We start from the raw sequence: 17,326 nt of genomic DNA, 5'->3' as shown, positions 1-17,326 counted from the left end.
GATTATGGCTCGTCGCAGGCAACCTGAAGAACATGTAAACCATGAGCGCTGGCTCGTTTCCTACGCCGACTTCATTACCTTGCTGTTCGCTTTCTTCGTGGTGATGTACTCGATTTCGTCGATCAACGAAGGCAAATACAAGGTCATTTCCGAGGCGCTGATCGGGGTGTTTACCGACTCCGACCGCGCCCTCAAGCCGATTCCCATCGGTGACGAGCGACCGCAGACCGTGACCCCGGCCAAGCCGCTGGTCAAGGACAGCGAGCAGGTCGACGCCGGCATCGCCGGTGCCAGCGACCCGCTCAAAAGCATTGCCGATGACATCAGCGCGGCGTTCGGCGACCTGATCAGCTCCAACCAGATGACCGTGCGCGGCAATGAGTTGTGGGTCGAGATCGAGCTCAATTCCAGCCTGTTGTTCGGCAGTGGCGACGCGATGCCCAGCGACATCGCGTTCAACATCATCGACAAGGTGGCCGCGATCCTCAGGCCGTTCGACAACCCGATTCACGTCGAAGGCTTTACCGACGATCAACCGATTCGCACCGCGCAATACCCGACCAACTGGGAGCTGTCCTCGGCCCGTTCGGCGAGCATCGTGCGCATGCTGGCGATGCAGGGCGTGAACCCTGGCCGCTTGGCGTCGGTGGGTTATGGCGAATTCCAGCCAGTGGCCAACAACGCCACTGCCGAAGGCCGGGCGCGTAACCGTCGGGTGGTGCTGGTGGTGTCACGAAATCTCGATGTACGCCGCAGCCTCACCGGTACCGGAACCGCCAATGCGAAACCGGATGCCGCATTGAAGCGTGCTGGCACACAAACTGCACCGACCCCGGTCAAGTCGCCGGGACGAGAGAGCGCCGTCAATTCTCCGTCACCCGCATTAATACGTTGAGCTATTTCTCGGTCGGCCTTTTCGACCGGGAGGAACAATCCGAATGAGAGTCTGGGCAGTCGCCAATCAAAAGGGTGGTGTCGGTAAAACCACTTCCTCCATCGCTTTAGCCGGTTTACTGGCTGAGGCGGGCAAGCGCGTGGTTGTGGTTGATCTCGACCCGCACGGCTCCATGACCAGCTACTTCGGTTACGACCCCGACAGCCTGGAACACAGCAGCTACGACCTGTTTCTGCACAAGGGCAGCGTGCCGCAAGGCTTGCCCGGGCAGTTGCTGATGCCCACCAGTGACGAACGCATTTCCCTGTTGCCGTCGAGCACCGCGCTGGCGACCCTTGAGCGTCAGTCGCCGGGCCAGAGTGGTTTGGGCCTGGTGATCGCCAAGAGCCTGGCGCAACTTTGGCAGGACTTCGATTACGCGGTAATCGACAGCCCGCCGTTGCTCGGCGTGTTGATGGTCAACGCCTTGGCGGCCAGCCAGCAGTTGGTGATTCCGGTGCAGACCGAGCACTTGGCGGTCAAAGGCCTGGAGCGCATGGTCAACACCCTGGCGATGATCAACCGTTCACGCAAACAGGCGCTGCCGTTCAGCATCGTGCCGACCCTGTTCGATCGTCGCACCCAGGCTTCCCTCGGCACCCTTCGCGTGCTGCGCGACAAGTACCCGGAAGAAATCTGGCAAGGCTACATCCCGATCGATACCCGCTTGCGTGACGCGAGCCGGGCAGGGCTGACGCCTTCGCAATTCGACGGCAAGAGCCGTGGCGTTCTCGCGTACCGCGCCCTGCTCAAGCATTTGCTGGCGGCACAACTTGTTCCGCAGGTGGCTTGAGATGAGCGCAGCCCTTGTAGGAGCGAGGCTTGCCCGCGAAGAACGATTACGCGATTTTACTGTGAGCACTGCGGTGTCTGCTTCGCGGGCAAGCCTCGCTCCTACAAAGGAGTGCGCATGAATCGGCCGGTGAAAATCACCTCGCGTCCGCAACTGGCGCTCCAGTCTTATCTGGACAGTTTGCTGCAAGACGCGACTGAAGAGTTGCTGCCAGAAGTCGAGGTGCTGCCCGAGGTTGTCGAAGTTGAAGCGGCACTGGATGAGTTTCAGGCTGCCGTGCTTGAAGAACAGGCCCGTGATGCACATCAACCGACAGTGGCCGCTGCCCCCGTCGTTGCGCCAGTGGTGAAAGCACCGGTGGCCGTGATCGAAGCGCCGGCACCGGTTCTGGCACCCGTTTCGACCATCGCACCGCTGCTGCAAGCGCTGGTGCCACCGGTGGTCGAAGTTCATCTGCCGCCGAGCAATACGCCGCCTCCGGTGCAAACCGACGGTCGTCCGTCGTGGGCTGCCGAGCCGTTCGAATGCCTGTTGTTCGACGTCGCCGGGTTGACCCTGGCTGTGCCGCTGGTATGCCTGGGGTCGATTTATTCCCTGGCCGGTCACGAGCTGACGCCGTTGTTCGGTCAGCCGGAATGGTTCCTCGGGATCCTGCCAAGCCAGGCCGGCAACCTGAAAGTACTGGATACCGCACGCTGGGTCATGCCGGACCGCTACCGCGATGATTTTCGCCAGGGCCTGCAATACGTGATTTCGGTTCAGGGTTACGAGTGGGGGCTGGCGGTGCATCAGGTCAGCCGCTCATTGCGCCTGGACCCGAACGAAATCAAATGGCGCAGCCATCGGGGTCAACGGCCATGGCTGGCGGGCACGGTGATTGAACACATGTGTGCCTTGCTCGACGTTTCCGCACTGGCCGAGCTGATCGCCAGCGGCGGGGCCAAGCACATGGGCGGCAGCAAGCCGCCACACAAACCGACATAAAGCTGCATAAAAGACAGGTGACGGCATTCAGTGCCGCCACACAGAACACACACCGCCAGGGCGGTTTTTCGAGGGGTCAGGGTATGAGTAGTCAAGCGACGAATGCAAAAGGTTCTGAAGATCCGATCCTGCAATGGGTAACCTTCAAACTGGACAATGAAACCTACGGCATCAACGTGATGCGCGTTCAGGAAGTCCTGCGTTACACCGAAATCGCCCCGGTACCCGGTGCCCCGAGCTACGTACTGGGCATCATCAACCTGCGCGGTAACGTAGTCACCGTGATCGACACCCGTCAGCGCTTCGGCCTGATGAACGCCGAGATCAGCGACAACACCCGTATCGTCATCATCGAAGCCGACAAGCAAGTGGTCGGGATCATGGTCGACAGCGTGGCTGAAGTGGTTTACCTGCGTCAGTCGGAAATCGAGACTGCGCCGAACGTCGGTAACGAAGAGTCCGCCAAGTTCATTCAAGGCGTGTGCAACAAGAACAACGAACTGCTGATCCTGGTCGAGCTGGACAAGATGATGAGCGAAGAAGAATGGTCGGAACTGGAGAGTATCTGATTGATTCTTGAGGTGGCTGTCATTGTCCTGTTCCTCTTCTGGGCAGGCACGCTGGCGATGTTCCTGGCGTACATCCGCGCTCAAAGGCAGATCGCCGTACAACAGGCCAAGGGCGATGCGTTGCGCGATCAGCGCATCAAAGACCTGGCCAAACGCGTCGACGACTACCAGAGCGGCAACGTGCGCATGGGTGAAGACCTGCACGAACTGCGCGCGGTCGTCGGCCCGTTGCCGGACAAACTCGCTCAATTGGAACAGCGTGATCCGTCGAGCCTTTCATTCGCTCAGGCAGCACGCCTGGTGGGGATGGGGGCTAGCGTCGATGAGCTGACCCAGTCTTGCGGGTTGACCCAGGCTGAGGCGGAGTTGATGAGTAAGTTGCACAGAAACTGAAAAAATCAAAAGATCGCAGCCTCGTTTCACTCGACAGCTCCTACAGGGCGTACACCATTCCAATGTAGGAGCTGTCGAGTGCAACGAGGCTGCGATCTTTTTGCATTCAACAAAGATTCAATAATCATCCCCGCGTTCGGTGACATTCTTCTCCACCCTCGGTGGATCCTACCCCTCCGGGAACCTTCAGATTCCAGGTAAACGCAATGATCTCGGCAATCGTGCGAATCTTCAGAATGACTTCACCCCGTCATCGCCCGTCCTCAGACCAGGATTACGCTGTCGTAGTCTCCAGCCTATAGTTTTTTCGGATTTCGCCGGCTTGTAATCGCAATCAGCGATCAGTAGCTTGTTGATCGCAATCAACATGCCATCGTTGCTGATCATCGACGCTGTTTCAGACATGTGCAGTGCCAAGGAGGCCTATGCTCGATATTTTGCGTGGTACACCGCTGTGGGTTTATGCGGTCTTTTGTATCCTGACTTATTACGGTGTCATTGCCTGCTTCAAGAATCATGAGTCGAAAAGGTCTTTGCAAATCACACCAGCGATATTTGTCGCCATTTCCCTGACCTCGCTGAAACTCTCCCAGGGTTTTGCAATCCCGATCTTGGCCTATGCGCTGGGGTTACTGGCAGGATGGTTTCTGGCGTTGCGCTTTTACTCGTACCAAAACGTGGAGCGCGAGGGGGAGCGTTTGGTGCTGGGTGGCACGATCAAGGTGCTGATCGTGTATTGGGGCTTTTTTGCCTGGCGCTATTACGGTGGTTACCAAGCGGCCATGTATCCGGAACTGGCCAATGAAGTGTCGGCGGTTGGATGGTCGGCACTGGGGGCTGGCCTTATCAATGGTTTGATTGTCGGTCGCAGTCTCAGGCTTTTGCGCATTTTCAGGTCTGATAACGTGACGCCGGCAGAGTTGATGAGTAAGTTGCACAAGAACTGAATAGATCAAAAGATCGCAGCCTCGTTTCACTCGACAGCTCCTACAGGGCGTACACCGTCCCAATGTAGGAGCTGTCGAGTGCAACGAGGCTGCGATCTTTTTGCATTCAACAAAGATTCAATAATCATCCCCGCGCTCGGTAATGTCCTTCTCCATCATCCCCACCTCCGAATCATGCCCCGCCGGAAACTTACCCTTCAAATTCCACGCAAACGCAATGATCTCGGCAATCGTGCGGTACAACTCTTGCGGAATACTCTCCCCCAATTCCATTCGCGCCAGCAGTTTTACCAGCTCGGCGTTTTCGTAAATCGGCACTTCGTAATCGCGGGCAATCCGCAGAATTTCTTCGGCCAGTTCTTCGTCACCTTTGGCCGTGAGGGTCGGGGCGTGGCTGCCGTCGTATTTGAGGGCGATGGCCTGGCGCGGTGCGGTGGTTTCGTTCATGCGGTTTCGTCGACCCAGCGTTGTTCGAGACGGGTTTGGGGGCCTTGTGGCGGCGTGCCGAGGTGGCAATCCAGATCGCCGACGTTCAGGCCTGACGCCAGCAGGCGTTCACGCAGCCCGGCCAGATTGCTTTCGATCAGGCTGGCGGTGTACGGCCGCTCGGCCCACAGCTGACTGGAGAGGCTGCCCTTGATCAACTGGGCCTGAATCTGCAACGGCCCCAGCGGTTCCATGTCGAACGCCAGATCGACTCGCCACACTTGTTGTTTCGGTTCACGCTCGTCGCGGCGCTCGTGGGGTTGTTCTTTTTCGGGCGCTTCTTCGCGCTGGAATTTGACCTGCAACGGCACGATGTCCTGCAGGTTGCGCATGGGGATTTCCAGCTGCCAGGTGCTGAGCAGGCGACCGTCGTCGGTGACGCCGGTCTGTTCCAGGCTCGACAGTTGATGGCTTTGCAGGCGCGAGACGGCTGCTGCTGCCAGGCGCAGCAAGTGCTCCAGATCGCCTTCACCGTCCTGACTTTGCAGCAGGCGCGAGGGCAGGGGGAAACTGGTCGGCTGCGGTTTGGCGCTGACTTGCCCCAGCATGCCCAGTGCGCTGCGCACGAAACTGGGTAGCGCTTGCGCCAGCGTATTGGCGGCAATGATTGCATTGAGATTCGTGTTGGCCGGCAGGCCCGGGGTCAGTTGTGCGATCAGTTTGAGCAGGTCGCCTTTCATGTCTGGTGTCAGCGTCGGGTTTTGTCCGGTCAGCAATTTGGCTTCGAGGAACAGGCCGCTGTTGGCCAACGCCTGGGCCAGGCCCTTGGGGGTACTCAATTGCTGAACGTCCGGCAGGCCGGCCAGCAGTTTGTCCACGGCGACGCGCAGGTCGCTGGAGGTCTGATCCGACGGCGGCAGGTTTTGCAGGACTTTGATCAAGCCATCCAGAGAACCCTGGCGACTTTGTTGGCTGACCAGCTGTTGCGTCACCGCCAACTGTTCCTGGCGGCTGCTCAACGGGACGAATTTCAGGGTCTGGGTGTCCTGCACCAGGGCGCTCAGCAATGTACCGATGCGCAGTGGCGTCGGGCTGTCGATGCTCAGCGTGCTGCCGCTCAGCGCCGTGTTGAGCAGGCTCACCATCGAGCGAAACACCGTCGGCTGGCCCGGCACCTGTGGCATGACCTGAGAAGTCAGCACTTTGCCTTGCAGCAAGGTGCCGACCGGCAGTTGCGCCGTGTCGATACGAGTGAGGGTCGCGACGCTGGAGGCGATGGCCTGTTGCACCGTGACCGCCAGACTGCCCGCCGATGGCTGGGTGATCGCCAGGCTGGTGCCCTGAGGCAACGGTTGAGTACTGGTGGCCTGGACCGTGGTCTGACGGCCGCTGTCGAGCGTGACCTTGAGCAACAGTTGAAAGGTCTGATCCGCCTGTTTGAGCGACAGCACTTCGGCTTTGGCGGTCTGACCGGCCGTGATCAGGCCCTCCATCGGCGTCAGCAGCTTGAGCAACTCGCCGCTGACCACCAGCGCACGTGAAGTCGCGGGTGTGGTCTGCGGGAGTGGGAGGATGTTCATTTCGCCTGTCATATGCGGTCACAACCTGTGGAAATTGCGCTCTTTAGAGTCGGGCATGGCATGTATAATGCCGCCCCGTTGCTTCTGGGCGCTAAAAACATTGCAATTGATTGACGCAGCTCTCTAGACCGGGCCGCCAATGCATCTATCCTGCATCTCTTTAGCGGCCGCTCCACTGCCGACTTGAACCTCAAAAGGCCCGTGATCTCTTGACCAGTCCTGTCCTGCAAACCGTTGCCCTTGCCTGTGAGCGAGACCTTCGGCTGCTCTTCGAAAATCTCGAATTGAGACTGGCCAGTGGCGAAATGTTGCAAATCAGCGGCCCTAACGGCAGTGGCAAGACCAGCCTTTTACGTCTGCTTTGCGGTTTGATGCACCCGACCGCCGGTCAAGTATTGCTAAACGGGCAGCCTCTGAACGAGCAACGCAGCGAACTGGCGCGTAATCTGCTGTGGATTGGCCATGCCGCCGGCATCAAAGATCTGCTGACCCCCGAGGAAAACCTCAGTTGGCTATGCGCCTTGCATCAACCGGCCTCCCATGAGGCGATCTGGCAGGCGCTGACGGCTGTCGGGCTGCGCGGTTTCGAGGATGTTCCCTGTCACACCCTGTCTGCCGGCCAGCAACGTCGCGTGGCCTTGGCGCGGTTGTACCTGGACAGTCCTCCGCTGTGGATCCTCGACGAGCCGTTCACCGCGCTCGACAAACAAGGCGTGGCGCAACTCGAAGAGCACTTGGCCGCACACTGTGAGCGGGGCGGCATGGTGGTGCTGACCACTCACCACACGCTGACCCGGATGCCGGCCGGCTATCGCGACATTGATTTGGGGAACTGGGCCGTATGAGTGTTTTCGGCCTGTTGGTCGCCCGCGAGGCACGTTTGCTGTTCCGCCGTCCTGCCGAATTGGCGAACCCGCTGGTGTTCTTCGCCATCGTCGTCTCCTTGTTCCCGCTGGCGGTCGGTCCGGAGACTCAATTGTTGCAAACCTTGTCCCCGGGGCTGGTCTGGGTGGCGGCGCTTTTATCGGTTTTGCTCTCGCTGGACGGGCTTTTCCGCAGTGATTTCGAAGACGGATCGCTTGAGCAGTGGGTCCTTTCGTCGCACCCCCTGCCTCTTCTGGTGCTGGCCAAAGTACTGGCACACTGGGCCTTTTCCGGCTTGGCCCTGGTTTTGCTCGCACCTTTGCTGGCGTTGATGCTCGGTTTGCCTGCCGCTTGTCTGCCGGTGTTGCTGCTTTCTTTATTGCTGGGTACACCGGTACTGAGCCTGCTCGGTGCGGTGGGCGCAGCGCTGACGGTAGGATTGAAACGTGGTGGCCTGTTGCTGGCGCTGCTGATTCTGCCGCTGTACATCCCGGTGTTGATCCTCGGCAGTGGCGCCTTGCAGGCGGCATTGCAGGGCATGCCGGCGACCGGTTATCTCTTGTGGCTTGGTAGCCTGACCGCCCTGGCGATAACCCTGACACCTTTTGCAATCGCTGCTGGCCTGAAGATCAGCGTCGGCGAATAATAATGAGGCCTGGTTATTTTTTAACCACTTCTTTTTGAAGAAAGGCAGACCCTTCGGCTCTTCACAGCGAAGAGCACCGTGATGGAAACAGCAATGAACTGGACCTGGTTTCATAAGCTCGGCTCACCCAAATGGTTTTACGGTATCAGTGGCAAACTGTTGCCGTGGCTGAGCGTCGCGGCGTTGCTGCTGATCAGCATCGGTGTGGTTTGGGGGCTGGCCTTCGCGCCGCCGGACTACCAGCAAGGCAACAGCTTTCGCATCATTTACATCCATGTTCCCGCCGCCATGCTGGCGCAGTCCATCTACGTGATGCTGGCCGTGTGCGGCATCGTCGGGCTGGTCTGGAAAATGAAACTGGCCGACGTCGCCCTGCAATGCGCCGCCCCTATCGGTGCCTGGATGACCGCCGTGGCGCTGGTCACCGGTGCGATCTGGGGCAAACCGACCTGGGGTTCGTGGTGGGTCTGGGATGCGCGACTTACGTCCATGCTTATTCTGCTGTTTCTGTACTTCGGTCTTATTGCGCTGGGCAACGCCATCAGCAATCGTGACAGTGCCGCCAAGGCCTGCGCGGTATTGGCGATCGTCGGCGTGATCAACATCCCGATCATCAAATACTCGGTGGAGTGGTGGAACACCCTGCACCAGGGCGCGACCTTCACCCTCACTGAAAAACCGGCGATGCCCGCCGAGATGTGGCTGCCACTGCTGCTGACGGTGTTGGGTTTCTACTGTTTCTTCGGCGCCGTGCTGTTGCTGCGCATGCGCCTTGAGGTGCTCAAGCGCGAGGCCCGTGCCAGTTGGGTCAAGGCCGAAGTGCAGAACAGTCTGGAGGCCGCTCGATGAGTTTCGCTTCATTCGGCGACTTCCTCGCCATGGGCCATCATGCCCTGTATGTCTGGTCAGCCTATGGCATTAGCCTGGCGGTGCTGGTCCTCAACGTGGCGGTGCCGATCCTGGCCCGCAAGCGGTATCTGCAACAAGAGGCGCGTCGTCTGCGCCGGGAGAACGGCAAGTGAATCCGCTGCGTAAAAAGCGTCTTATCATCATTCTCGCGATCCTGGTCGGTGTCGGCGCTGCTGTCGGCCTGGCCCTGAGCGCCCTGCAGCAGAACATCAATCTGTTTTACACCCCGACCCAGATCGCCAACGGCGAAGCCCCGCAAGACACGCGCATTCGTGCAGGCGGCATGGTCGAGAAGGGTTCGCTGCAACGTTCCGGCGATTCGCTGGATGTGAAATTCATCGTCACCGACTTCAACAAATCCGTGACCATCAGCTACCGCGGCATCCTTCCGGACCTGTTCCGCGAAGGGCAGGGCATCGTTGCCCTCGGCAAGCTCAACGCTGACGGCGTGGTGGTGGCCGATGAAGTGCTGGCCAAGCACGACGAGAAGTACATGCCGCCGGAAGTGACCAAGGCGCTGAAAGACAGCGGTCAGTCGGCACCCACTCCCGCGAAAGAGGGTTAATTGATGACTTCTGCTCTCTATGGTTCAGGGCTGTTTATCCCCGAACTCGGCCACCTGGCCATGATTCTGGCGCTGTGTTTCGCACTGGTGCAGGCCGTGGTGCCGTTGCTTGGTGCCTGGCGCGGCGACCGCTTGTGGATGAGCCTGGCCCAGCCGGCCGCGTGGGGGCAGTTCGCGTTTTTGCTGTTCGCCTTCGGTTGCCTGACTTACGCGTTCATGGCGGACGACTTCTCCGTTGCTTACGTGGCCAGTAACTCCAACAGCGCGCTGCCGTGGTACTACAAATTCAGCGCGGTCTGGGGCGCTCACGAAGGTTCGTTGCTGCTGTGGGCGTTGATCCTCGGCGGCTGGACCTTCGCGGTGTCGGTGTTTTCCCGGCAGTTGCCGCAAGTGATGCTGGCCCGGGTGCTGGCGGTGATGGGCATGATCAGCACCGGTTTCCTGCTGTTCCTGATCCTGACATCCAACCCTTTCGCCCGGATCCTGCCGCAGATACCGGCGGATGGTCGCGACCTTAATCCGTTGCTGCAAGACATCGGCCTGATCGTTCATCCGCCGATGCTGTACATGGGCTATGTCGGTTTCTCCGTGGCGTTTGCCTTCGCCATCGCCGCGCTGCTGGGCGGTCGTCTCGATGCGGCGTGGGCGCGCTGGTCCCGTCCGTGGACGATTGTCGCCTGGGCCTTCCTCGGTATCGGTATTACGTTGGGCTCGTGGTGGGCCTACTACGAACTCGGCTGGGGCGGCTGGTGGTTCTGGGATCCGGTGGAAAACGCCTCCTTCATGCCATGGCTGGTGGGCACGGCGCTGATTCACTCGTTGGCGGTCACGGAAAAACGTGGCGTATTCAAGAGCTGGACGGTGTTGCTGGCCATCGCCGCGTTCTCGCTGAGCTTGCTGGGGACCTTCCTCGTGCGTTCCGGCGTGCTGACCTCGGTGCACGCCTTTGCGTCCGATCCTGAGCGCGGTGTGTTCATCCTGATCTTCCTGCTGTTTGTGGTCGGTGGCTCGCTGACGCTGTTCGCCCTGCGCGCTCCCGTGGTGAAGAGCCACGTTGGCTTCAACCTCTGGTCCCGGGAAACCTTGCTGCTGGGTAACAACCTGGTGCTGGTGGTGGCGGCCTCGATGATCCTGCTCGGCACCTTGTATCCACTGATTCTCGATGCGATGACCGGTGCCAAGCTGTCGGTCGGCCCACCGTACTTCAACGCGCTGTTCATTCCATTGATGGCGTTGCTGATGGTCGTGATGGCGGTCGGCATGCTGGTGCGCTGGAAAGACACCCCGGTCAAATGGCTGATGAGCATGTTGACCCCGGTGTTGCTGGGTAGCGCCGCGTTGGCCGTGGTGGCCGGCGTTGCTTATGGCGACTTCAACTGGGCGGTGCTGGCGACCTTCATGCTCGCTGCCTGGGTGTTGCTGGCCGGTGTGCGGGATATCTTCGACAAGACTCGCCACAAAGGCCTGATCAAAGGCCTCCCGACCCTGACCCGTAGTTATTGGGGCATGCAGGTCGCGCATTTGGGCATCGCCGTGTGTGCCCTCGGTGTCGTGTTGTCGAGCCAGAACAGTGCCGAGCGCGACTTGCGTCTGGCGCCGGGCGAGTCCATGGACCTGGCCGGTTACCACTTCGTATTCGAAGGCGCCAAGCACTTCGAAGGGCCGAATTTCACCTCCGACAAGGGCACCGTACGGGTGATCCGTGATGGCAAGGAAGTCAGCGTGCTGCACCCGGAAAAACGCCTCTATACCGTGCAGAACTCGGTGATGACCGAAGCCGGGATCGACGCCGGCTTCACCCGTGACCTTTACGTCGCATTGGGCGAGCCGTTGGGCGAGGGCGCCTGGGCGGTTCGCGTGCACGTCAAGCCATTCGTGCGCTGGATCTGGTTCGGCGGGCTGCTCACGGGGCTCGGTGGGTTGCTGGCGGCGCTGGATCGTCGTTATCGGGTCAAGGTGAAAAGCCGCGTGCGTGAAGCGCTCGGCATGACGGGAGCCACTGCATGAGACGTTGGTTGATGCTGTTGCCACTGGCGATTTTTCTGGTAGTCGCTGTTTTTCTGTATCGCGGTCTGTACCTGGACCCGGCCGAGCTGCCTTCGGCGATGATCAACAAACCGTTCCCGGAGTTTTCGCTGCCCTCGGTGCAGGGCGACAAAACCCTGACCAAAGCGGACATTCTGGGTAAACCGGCATTGGTCAATGTCTGGGGCACCTGGTGCATCTCCTGCCGGGTCGAGCACCCGGTGCTGAATAAACTGGCCGGGCAGGGCGTGGTGATCTACGGCATCAATTACAAGGACGTCAACACCGATGCCTTGAAGTGGCTGGCCGAGTTCCATAACCCCTATCAACTGGACGTCCGCGACGATGCCGGCACCCTGGGCCTGAACCTCGGCGTGTATGGCGCACCGGAAACCTTCTTCATCGACGCCAAGGGCATCATCCGCGACAAATTCGTCGGGGTGATCGACGAGCAAGTCTGGCGCGAAAAACTGGCGGCCAAGTATCAGGCACTGGTCGACGAGGCCAAGCCATGAAGCGCTGGATTGCCGCCGCCGTATTGGGTTTGAGCATGGCCGGTATGGCCCACGCGGCCATCGACACCTACGAGTTCGCCAAAGAAGGCGACCGCGAGCGTTTTCGCGAGCTGACCAAAGAACTGCGTTGCCCCAAGTGCCAGAATCAGGACATCGCCGATTCCAACGCACCGATTGCCGCCGACCTGCGCAAAGAGATTTTCCGCATGCTCGGCGAGGGCAAGGACAACCAGCAGATCATCGATTTCATGGTCGACCGCTACGGTGACTTCGTCCGCTATAAACCCGCCTTGAACGCTAAAACCGCTTTGCTCTGGTTCGGCCCCGCCGGCCTGTTGCTGGGCGGTTTTGTGCTTATCGCCGTGATCGTTCGCCGCCGTCGCGTGCAACGCACTGACAGTCCGGACACGCTTTCCCTTGATGAGCGTGAGCGCCTCGACCACCTGTTGGATAAAACCAAGAATGATTGATTTCTGGCTCGCTGCAGGCCTGCTGCTTCTGGTTGCCCTGAGTTTTCTGCTGATCCCCGTTCTGCGTGGTCGTCGTGCCCAACTTGAAGAGGATCGTACGGCGCTGAACGTCGCGCTCTATCAGGAACGCGTGTCTGAGTTGCAGACCCAGCAGGAAGAGGGCGTGCTCAATGCCGAGCAAATGGACTCCGGCCGTGCCGAAGCTGCCCGTGAACTGCTGGCCGACACCGAAGGCGTCGAGGCACCGCGCGTGTCGCGTCTGGGCAAACCGCTGCCATTGCTGGCGGCGATTCTGGTGCCCGTACTGGGCTTGGGGCTGTACCTGCATTTCGGGGCCAGTGACAAGGTCGAGCTGACCCGCGAGTTCGCCCAGGCGCCACAGTCGATGGAAGAGATGACCCGTCGCCTGGAGCGTGCGGTCGCCGCTCAGCCCGACTCGGCTGAAGGCCTGTACTTCCTCGGTCGCACCTACATGGCCCAGGACCGCCCAGCCGATGCGGCGAAGATCTTCGAACGCACCGTGACCCTGGCCGGTCGTCAGCCGGAACTGCTGGGGCAGTGGGCCCAGGCCCAATACTTCGCCGATGGCAAGAAGTGGTCGGACAAGGTCCAGGCCCTGACCGACGAAGCGCTGAAAATCGATCCGAAGGAAGTCACCAGCCTCGGTTTGCTGGGCATCGCAGCCTTCGAAGGCGAACGTTATCAGGACGCCATCGACTACTGGAATCGACTGCTGGTGCAACTGCCACCGGATGACAAATCCCGCGTCGCGCTGCAAGGCGGCATCACTCGGGCCGCTGAGAAGCTTGAAGCCAGCGGTGGCAAGGTGGCCGAAGCTCCAGCCGCGAAGGTCGCCGCACTGCTCAAAGTGCGTGTCGATTTGGCGCCTGACTTGAAAGCCAAGGTCCAGCCTGGCGACAGCGTGTTCATTTTCGCCCGCGCCGTCTCCGGCCCGCCCGCACCGCTGGCCGCCAAGCGTCTGACCGTCGCCGACTTGCCGGCGACCGTAGAGCTGGGCGATGCCGATGCCATGATGCCGCAGTTGAAACTGTCTAACTTCCCTGAAGTCCAACTGGTTGCGCGCATCTCCCGCGCCGGCCAACCGACTGCCGGCGAATGGATCGGTCGTAGCCAACCCTTGGCCACCAGCACTACCGCGCCACAAAAACTGACCATCGACAGCCCGGATAAATAACAGGAAGCACCACCATGACCGCGATCGCTCGTATCACTTTGCTCAGTATGGTTTTGGGGTTGAGCGCCTGTGCGGTCCAGCATCCCGAGCCCGAACGGCTGCCGCCGATCTCGCCTTCGGGGCCGAGCACCAAACCGGCTCCAACGACGACACCGAGCAAACCAGGCACACCGGTCAAGCCGTCCAAACCCCTGCCACGCACCTCCGCCAGCTTCGCCCCGCCACCGGGGGGCAACAGCCATTGGGATGCGAAACTTGGCGTTTACGTTCTCGATGATCAGACCAACACCTTCTACCGCCAGCGCACCTACTACCGCTGGAACAACGGCTGGAGCCGCTCGATCAGCCCGAATGGGCCATGGGAGGAGACGGACATCCATGGCGTGCCGGGTGGGTTGGGCAGGCAATTCGGGCAGTGAATGGAAACGGCGATCTCAGGATCGCCGTTTTGCTTTTTGGGGGCTGAAAAGCTCGCAGGCTTCGCCAGCGCCTGCAGGATCGCGTACGACGATGAACGGCGGGTGTACGCAAAGGTAGGAGCTGGCGAAGCCTGCGATCCTTTGATCTTGATTGTGTAGCGCAGGGAGCGGGGTACAAACACAAGAGAGTGAGCACCTCGACATAGGTCCGATCAAATCAACACCCTGTAAAACAACCGAGCGTCGTGATCCGGATTTTTGTGCTTGAGTAAAAGTAACCCTAGGGTTATTTTTGTCGGGCCGGAGCAAGGAGGCTGGTGGTGCAGAGCAGGTTATTGATCAAGGAACTGATAGAGGCGGGCTGGACACTGGACCGGGTCACCGGCAGTCATCACATCTTCACTCACCGTTACAGCCCTTACACGATACCCGTCCCTCATCCGAAGAAGGATTTGCCGATCGGGACGGTCAAAAGCATCAGGAGGCGAGCCGGGCTTTATTGCCCGGGAGCCAGTTTGGCAGGAGATCCATAATGCAATACCCAATCTGTATCGAGTGGGGCGACGAGAACACCGCCATCGGTATTCAGATCCCCGATATTCCAGGTGCCGTAACGGCCGGGGATACGTTTGAAGATGCTTACAACGCGGCGGTCGAAATTGCCCATATCCTGCTGCAGGAGATCATGGCAGACGGGGAGTCAATTCCGATGCCGACCTCAGCGGCTGCGCACCGCGAGAATCCGGAATTTGCCGACATGGGATGGGGAATGCTGGAACTCGACATCTCGCCGTATCTGGGCAAGACCGAGAAGGTCAACGTGACGCTGCCTGGCTACGTGATCCAGCGCATTGACCGTTATGTGCGAGAGCACAATGTCAAAAGCCGCTCCTCCTTTCTCGCGGATGCGGCGATGGAAAAGCTGGTTCGGCATTGAGTGGTATCAGTCGAATCGCCTTCGCGGGCAAGCCTCGTTCCCTGTAGGAGCGAGGCTTGCCCGCGAAGCTTTTAACGTCCTAAGCCGTTGCCAGTGCAGGCCTCTCTGAAACACTCAAAAACCGCAACAACGCCAGCAGCGGAAACGCACTGCCCACAATCACGATCCACAACCAGCCGCCATGCTCGTACACCGCACTGGCCACCGAAGAACCAAACGCGCCGCCAATGAAAATGCTGGTCATGTACAGCGCATTCAGTCGGCCGCGGCTTTTGGCGTCGAGGGCGTAGACCGCGCGCTGGCCGAGGACCATGTTCATCTGCACGCAGAAGTCCAGCACCACGCCAGTCACGGCCAGACCAATAACGCTGTAGACCGGATGGATGAAGGCGGGCAGGAAACTCAAGCTGGCGAACAGCAAAGCCAGCAGTGAGGCCGTGCGGGTATGGCCGGCATCGGCCAGTCGGCCGGCGATGGGCGCGGCAATAGCGCCGATGGCGCCGACCAGGGCGAAGATCGCGATCTGGGTTTGCGACAAGCCATGATTGCGCGCCAGTTCCAGCGGCACGGCGGTCCAGAACAGGCTGAAGGTGGCGAACATGCAGGCTTGGTAAAAGGCCCGTTGACGCAACACTGGCTGCCGACGCAACAGCGTCCAGAGCGAGCCCAGTAATTGGCCATAAGAAGCGCTGTGATCAGGCTGGCGCTTGGGCACCGTCAGCGCCAGTACGATGCTGATCGCCGCCATCAACACTGCTGCGATAACAAACATCGCACGCCAGCCAAAGTGGTCAGCCACTACGCTGGACACTGGCCGTGCCAGCAGGATACCCAGCAGTAATCCCCCCATGATTGCGCCAACCACGCGGCCGCGCGACTCTTCCGGCGTCAAATGGGCGGCCAGCGGAATCAGGATTTGCACCGACACTGAACTGAAACCCACCAGCAGCGAGATCAGCAGAAAAACATTCGGTTGATCGGTAAACGCGGCGCCCAGCAGACTGGCAATCGCCACCACCGTAGTGATGATCATCAAGCGGCGGTTTTCCAGCAGATCACCCAGCGGCACCAGGAAGAACAGGCCCAGCGCATAACCAATTTGCGTCAGCGAAACGATCAGGCTGGCCATGGTGTCGGTCAGGCCGATGTCCGGCGCGATCAGGCCGATGATCGGCTGGGCGTAGTAGATGTTGGCCACGATGGCGCCGCAGCAGAAGGCGAAGAGCAGCACCATGCCTCGGGTCATTGTCGCGGCACCGTGGGGCACCTGAGTCGTTGGGTTCATAACGGGTCTCGCTGAACAAGAAAGGATGCGCAGAGGCTAATCGGCTGGCTAGAGCGGCGGAAGAGGGAATAAGGTGATAGTAATCATGCCTCTGAGGAATGATTGGAGGCGGTTCATTTAGACTTCTGAATCGTCGGTCGCGATCGTCGCGCCCGATGATACATTCACCTGCATCTTGTTCGATAGCGTGCTTATCTTCTCTCTTAACGTTCATAAAACGGAAGGCACTTCCATGAATGCGATGTTCCGTCACCTGATTCGCGGCGCTTCAGCAATCACCTTGTTCACTTTGTTCACAACAACTTTGGCTCAGGCCCAGGACGCGCCGGGAATGCGTATTGGCATACGCGGCGAGATCACCGGCGTCAGCGCCGACGTCATCAAAGTCCACGTCAACAGCGGTGAAAACGTGGCGATCAACCTGACCAAGGACACCACGGTCCGTGCTGTCACCCTGGCCAATATCGAAGACATCAAACCTGGCAGTTACATCGGCTCGGCTGCCGTGGCGCAGGAAGACGGCACCCTCAAGGCGCTGGAAGTCCATGTGTTCCCACCGGAACTGACTGGCAGCGGCGACGGCCATCGGCCCTTTGATCTGGTCAAGGGCAGCAGCATGACCAACGGCAGCGTGGGCAATCTGGTGGTCAGCAATGGTCGCGTTCTGACCGTCAACTACAAGGGCGGCCAGCAGAAAATTCTGGTGCCGGAGGATGTGCCGATCGTGAATCTGCTGCCGGGGGATCGGAGCTTGCTGAAAGTGGGCGTGAAAATCGTGACGTTCGTGACGCAGAGTGCTGACGGGACGCTGACCGCCCAATCGATTGCGGCGGGCAAGGACAGCGTAACCCCGCCAATGTAACGGCATGA

22 protein-coding genes are annotated in these 17,326 nt (G+C 59.8%); 19 read left to right on the top strand and 3 right to left on the bottom strand.

What is annotated here, in order from left to right; all coding sequences use genetic code 11:
• Nucleotides 1-4: 4 nt before the first annotated feature.
• The 6 genes from motD to KGB14_RS15940 all read left to right on the top strand — a co-directional run bounded on the left by motD (nt 5) and on the right by KGB14_RS15940 (nt 4,620).
• Complete coding sequence (gene motD, locus KGB14_RS15965) at nt 5-895, top strand: flagellar motor protein MotD (RefSeq protein ID WP_223487742.1); 891 nt, start codon at nt 5-7, stop codon at nt 893-895.
• 43 nt (nt 896-938) lie between these two features.
• Nucleotides 939-1,727, top strand: coding sequence for a ParA family protein (locus KGB14_RS15960; RefSeq protein ID WP_030130563.1), 789 nt, complete (start codon nt 939-941; stop codon nt 1,725-1,727).
• Between the two features lie 117 nt (nt 1,728-1,844).
• Nucleotides 1,845-2,711: a CheW domain-containing protein gene (locus KGB14_RS15955; RefSeq protein WP_223487741.1), complete on the top strand. Its 867-nt coding sequence runs from the start codon at nt 1,845-1,847 to the stop codon at nt 2,709-2,711.
• Nucleotides 2,712-2,794: 83 nt separating this feature from the next.
• Nucleotides 2,795-3,280 carry a chemotaxis protein CheW gene (locus KGB14_RS15950; protein WP_008072653.1) on the top strand — a complete coding sequence of 162 codons (486 nt, stop codon included), beginning with the start codon at nt 2,795-2,797 and terminating at the stop codon, nt 3,278-3,280.
• Nucleotides 3,281-3,673 (top strand): DUF2802 domain-containing protein, encoded by a 393-nt coding sequence (locus KGB14_RS15945; RefSeq protein WP_223487740.1) that lies wholly within the window; start codon nt 3,281-3,283, stop codon nt 3,671-3,673.
• A gap of 425 nt (nt 3,674-4,098) precedes the next feature.
• On the top strand, nt 4,099-4,620 hold the full coding sequence (locus KGB14_RS15940) for a hypothetical protein (protein WP_223487739.1): 522 nt from the start codon (nt 4,099-4,101) through the stop codon (nt 4,618-4,620).
• Nucleotides 4,621-4,737: 117 nt separating this feature from the next.
• Here the strand turns inward: KGB14_RS15940 and KGB14_RS15935 are convergent, their stop codons facing one another.
• Nucleotides 4,738-5,067 (bottom strand): EscU/YscU/HrcU family type III secretion system export apparatus switch protein, encoded by a 330-nt coding sequence (locus KGB14_RS15935; RefSeq protein ID WP_223487738.1) that lies wholly within the window; start codon nt 5,065-5,067, stop codon nt 4,738-4,740.
• Nucleotides 5,064-6,638, bottom strand: a complete 1,575-nt coding sequence (locus KGB14_RS15930; protein ID WP_223487737.1) for a flagellar hook-length control protein FliK — start codon at nt 6,636-6,638, stop codon at nt 5,064-5,066. Before KGB14_RS15930 ends, KGB14_RS15935 begins: the two co-directional genes overlap by 4 nt.
• Before the next feature lie 197 nt (nt 6,639-6,835).
• On the opposite strand from KGB14_RS15930, the gene ccmA reads away from it, so the two are divergent.
• The 12 genes from ccmA to KGB14_RS15870 all read left to right on the top strand — a co-directional run bounded on the left by ccmA (nt 6,836) and on the right by KGB14_RS15870 (nt 15,171).
• On the top strand, nt 6,836-7,471 hold the full coding sequence (ccmA, locus tag KGB14_RS15925) for a cytochrome c biogenesis heme-transporting ATPase CcmA (RefSeq protein ID WP_223487736.1): 636 nt from the start codon (nt 6,836-6,838) through the stop codon (nt 7,469-7,471).
• A complete protein-coding gene (gene ccmB / locus KGB14_RS15920) occupies nt 7,468-8,136 on the top strand; it encodes a heme exporter protein CcmB (RefSeq protein ID WP_105339828.1) in 669 nt (222 codons plus the stop codon). The genes ccmA and ccmB overlap by 4 nt, the downstream gene beginning before the upstream one ends.
• A gap of 93 nt (nt 8,137-8,229) precedes the next feature.
• Complete coding sequence (locus KGB14_RS15915) at nt 8,230-8,985, top strand: heme ABC transporter permease (RefSeq protein ID WP_056742065.1); 756 nt, start codon at nt 8,230-8,232, stop codon at nt 8,983-8,985.
• Nucleotides 8,982-9,158, top strand: a complete 177-nt coding sequence (ccmD, locus tag KGB14_RS15910; protein WP_223487735.1) for a heme exporter protein CcmD — start codon at nt 8,982-8,984, stop codon at nt 9,156-9,158. Before KGB14_RS15915 ends, ccmD begins: the two co-directional genes overlap by 4 nt.
• A complete protein-coding gene (gene ccmE / locus KGB14_RS15905; RefSeq protein WP_008026817.1) occupies nt 9,155-9,610 on the top strand; it encodes a cytochrome c maturation protein CcmE in 456 nt (151 codons plus the stop codon). The genes ccmD and ccmE overlap by 4 nt, the downstream gene beginning before the upstream one ends.
• A gap of 3 nt (nt 9,611-9,613) precedes the next feature.
• Nucleotides 9,614-11,617: a heme lyase CcmF/NrfE family subunit gene (locus tag KGB14_RS15900; RefSeq protein ID WP_223487734.1), complete on the top strand. Its 2,004-nt coding sequence runs from the start codon at nt 9,614-9,616 to the stop codon at nt 11,615-11,617.
• On the top strand, nt 11,614-12,150 hold the full coding sequence (locus KGB14_RS15895; protein ID WP_223487733.1) for a DsbE family thiol:disulfide interchange protein: 537 nt from the start codon (nt 11,614-11,616) through the stop codon (nt 12,148-12,150). Before KGB14_RS15900 ends, KGB14_RS15895 begins: the two co-directional genes overlap by 4 nt.
• On the top strand, nt 12,147-12,620 hold the full coding sequence (locus KGB14_RS15890) for a cytochrome c-type biogenesis protein (protein WP_223487732.1): 474 nt from the start codon (nt 12,147-12,149) through the stop codon (nt 12,618-12,620). The genes KGB14_RS15895 and KGB14_RS15890 overlap by 4 nt, the downstream gene beginning before the upstream one ends.
• A complete protein-coding gene (gene ccmI / locus KGB14_RS15885) occupies nt 12,613-13,815 on the top strand; it encodes a c-type cytochrome biogenesis protein CcmI (RefSeq protein ID WP_223487731.1) in 1,203 nt (400 codons plus the stop codon). The genes KGB14_RS15890 and ccmI overlap by 8 nt, the downstream gene beginning before the upstream one ends.
• A gap of 14 nt (nt 13,816-13,829) precedes the next feature.
• Entirely contained in the window at nt 13,830-14,234 is a 405-nt protein-coding gene (locus KGB14_RS15880) for a hypothetical protein (RefSeq protein ID WP_223487730.1), read from the top strand.
• Nucleotides 14,235-14,554: 320 nt separating this feature from the next.
• Nucleotides 14,555-14,767: a type II toxin-antitoxin system HicA family toxin gene (locus KGB14_RS15875; RefSeq protein ID WP_223487729.1), complete on the top strand. Its 213-nt coding sequence runs from the start codon at nt 14,555-14,557 to the stop codon at nt 14,765-14,767.
• Nucleotides 14,767-15,171 carry a type II toxin-antitoxin system HicB family antitoxin gene (locus tag KGB14_RS15870; RefSeq protein WP_223487728.1) on the top strand — a complete coding sequence of 135 codons (405 nt, stop codon included), beginning with the start codon at nt 14,767-14,769 and terminating at the stop codon, nt 15,169-15,171. Before KGB14_RS15875 ends, KGB14_RS15870 begins: the two co-directional genes overlap by 1 nt.
• Before the next feature lie 79 nt (nt 15,172-15,250).
• On the opposite strand, the gene KGB14_RS15865 is transcribed toward KGB14_RS15870, so the two are convergent.
• On the bottom strand, nt 15,251-16,456 hold the full coding sequence (locus KGB14_RS15865) for an MFS transporter (protein ID WP_223487727.1): 1,206 nt from the start codon (nt 16,454-16,456) through the stop codon (nt 15,251-15,253).
• 232 nt (nt 16,457-16,688) lie between these two features.
• Here KGB14_RS15865 and KGB14_RS15860 point away from each other — a divergent pair, with 232 nt between their 5' ends.
• Nucleotides 16,689-17,318: a hypothetical protein gene (locus KGB14_RS15860; RefSeq protein ID WP_223487726.1), complete on the top strand. Its 630-nt coding sequence runs from the start codon at nt 16,689-16,691 to the stop codon at nt 17,316-17,318.
• Nucleotides 17,319-17,326 lie beyond the last annotated feature (8 nt).

This window comes from Pseudomonas sp. A-RE-19 (assembly GCF_019956555.1).
In the GTDB taxonomy this organism is placed as follows: domain Bacteria; phylum Pseudomonadota; class Gammaproteobacteria; order Pseudomonadales; family Pseudomonadaceae; genus Aquipseudomonas.
This window is presented reverse-complemented; position numbering and strand designations above follow the sequence as displayed.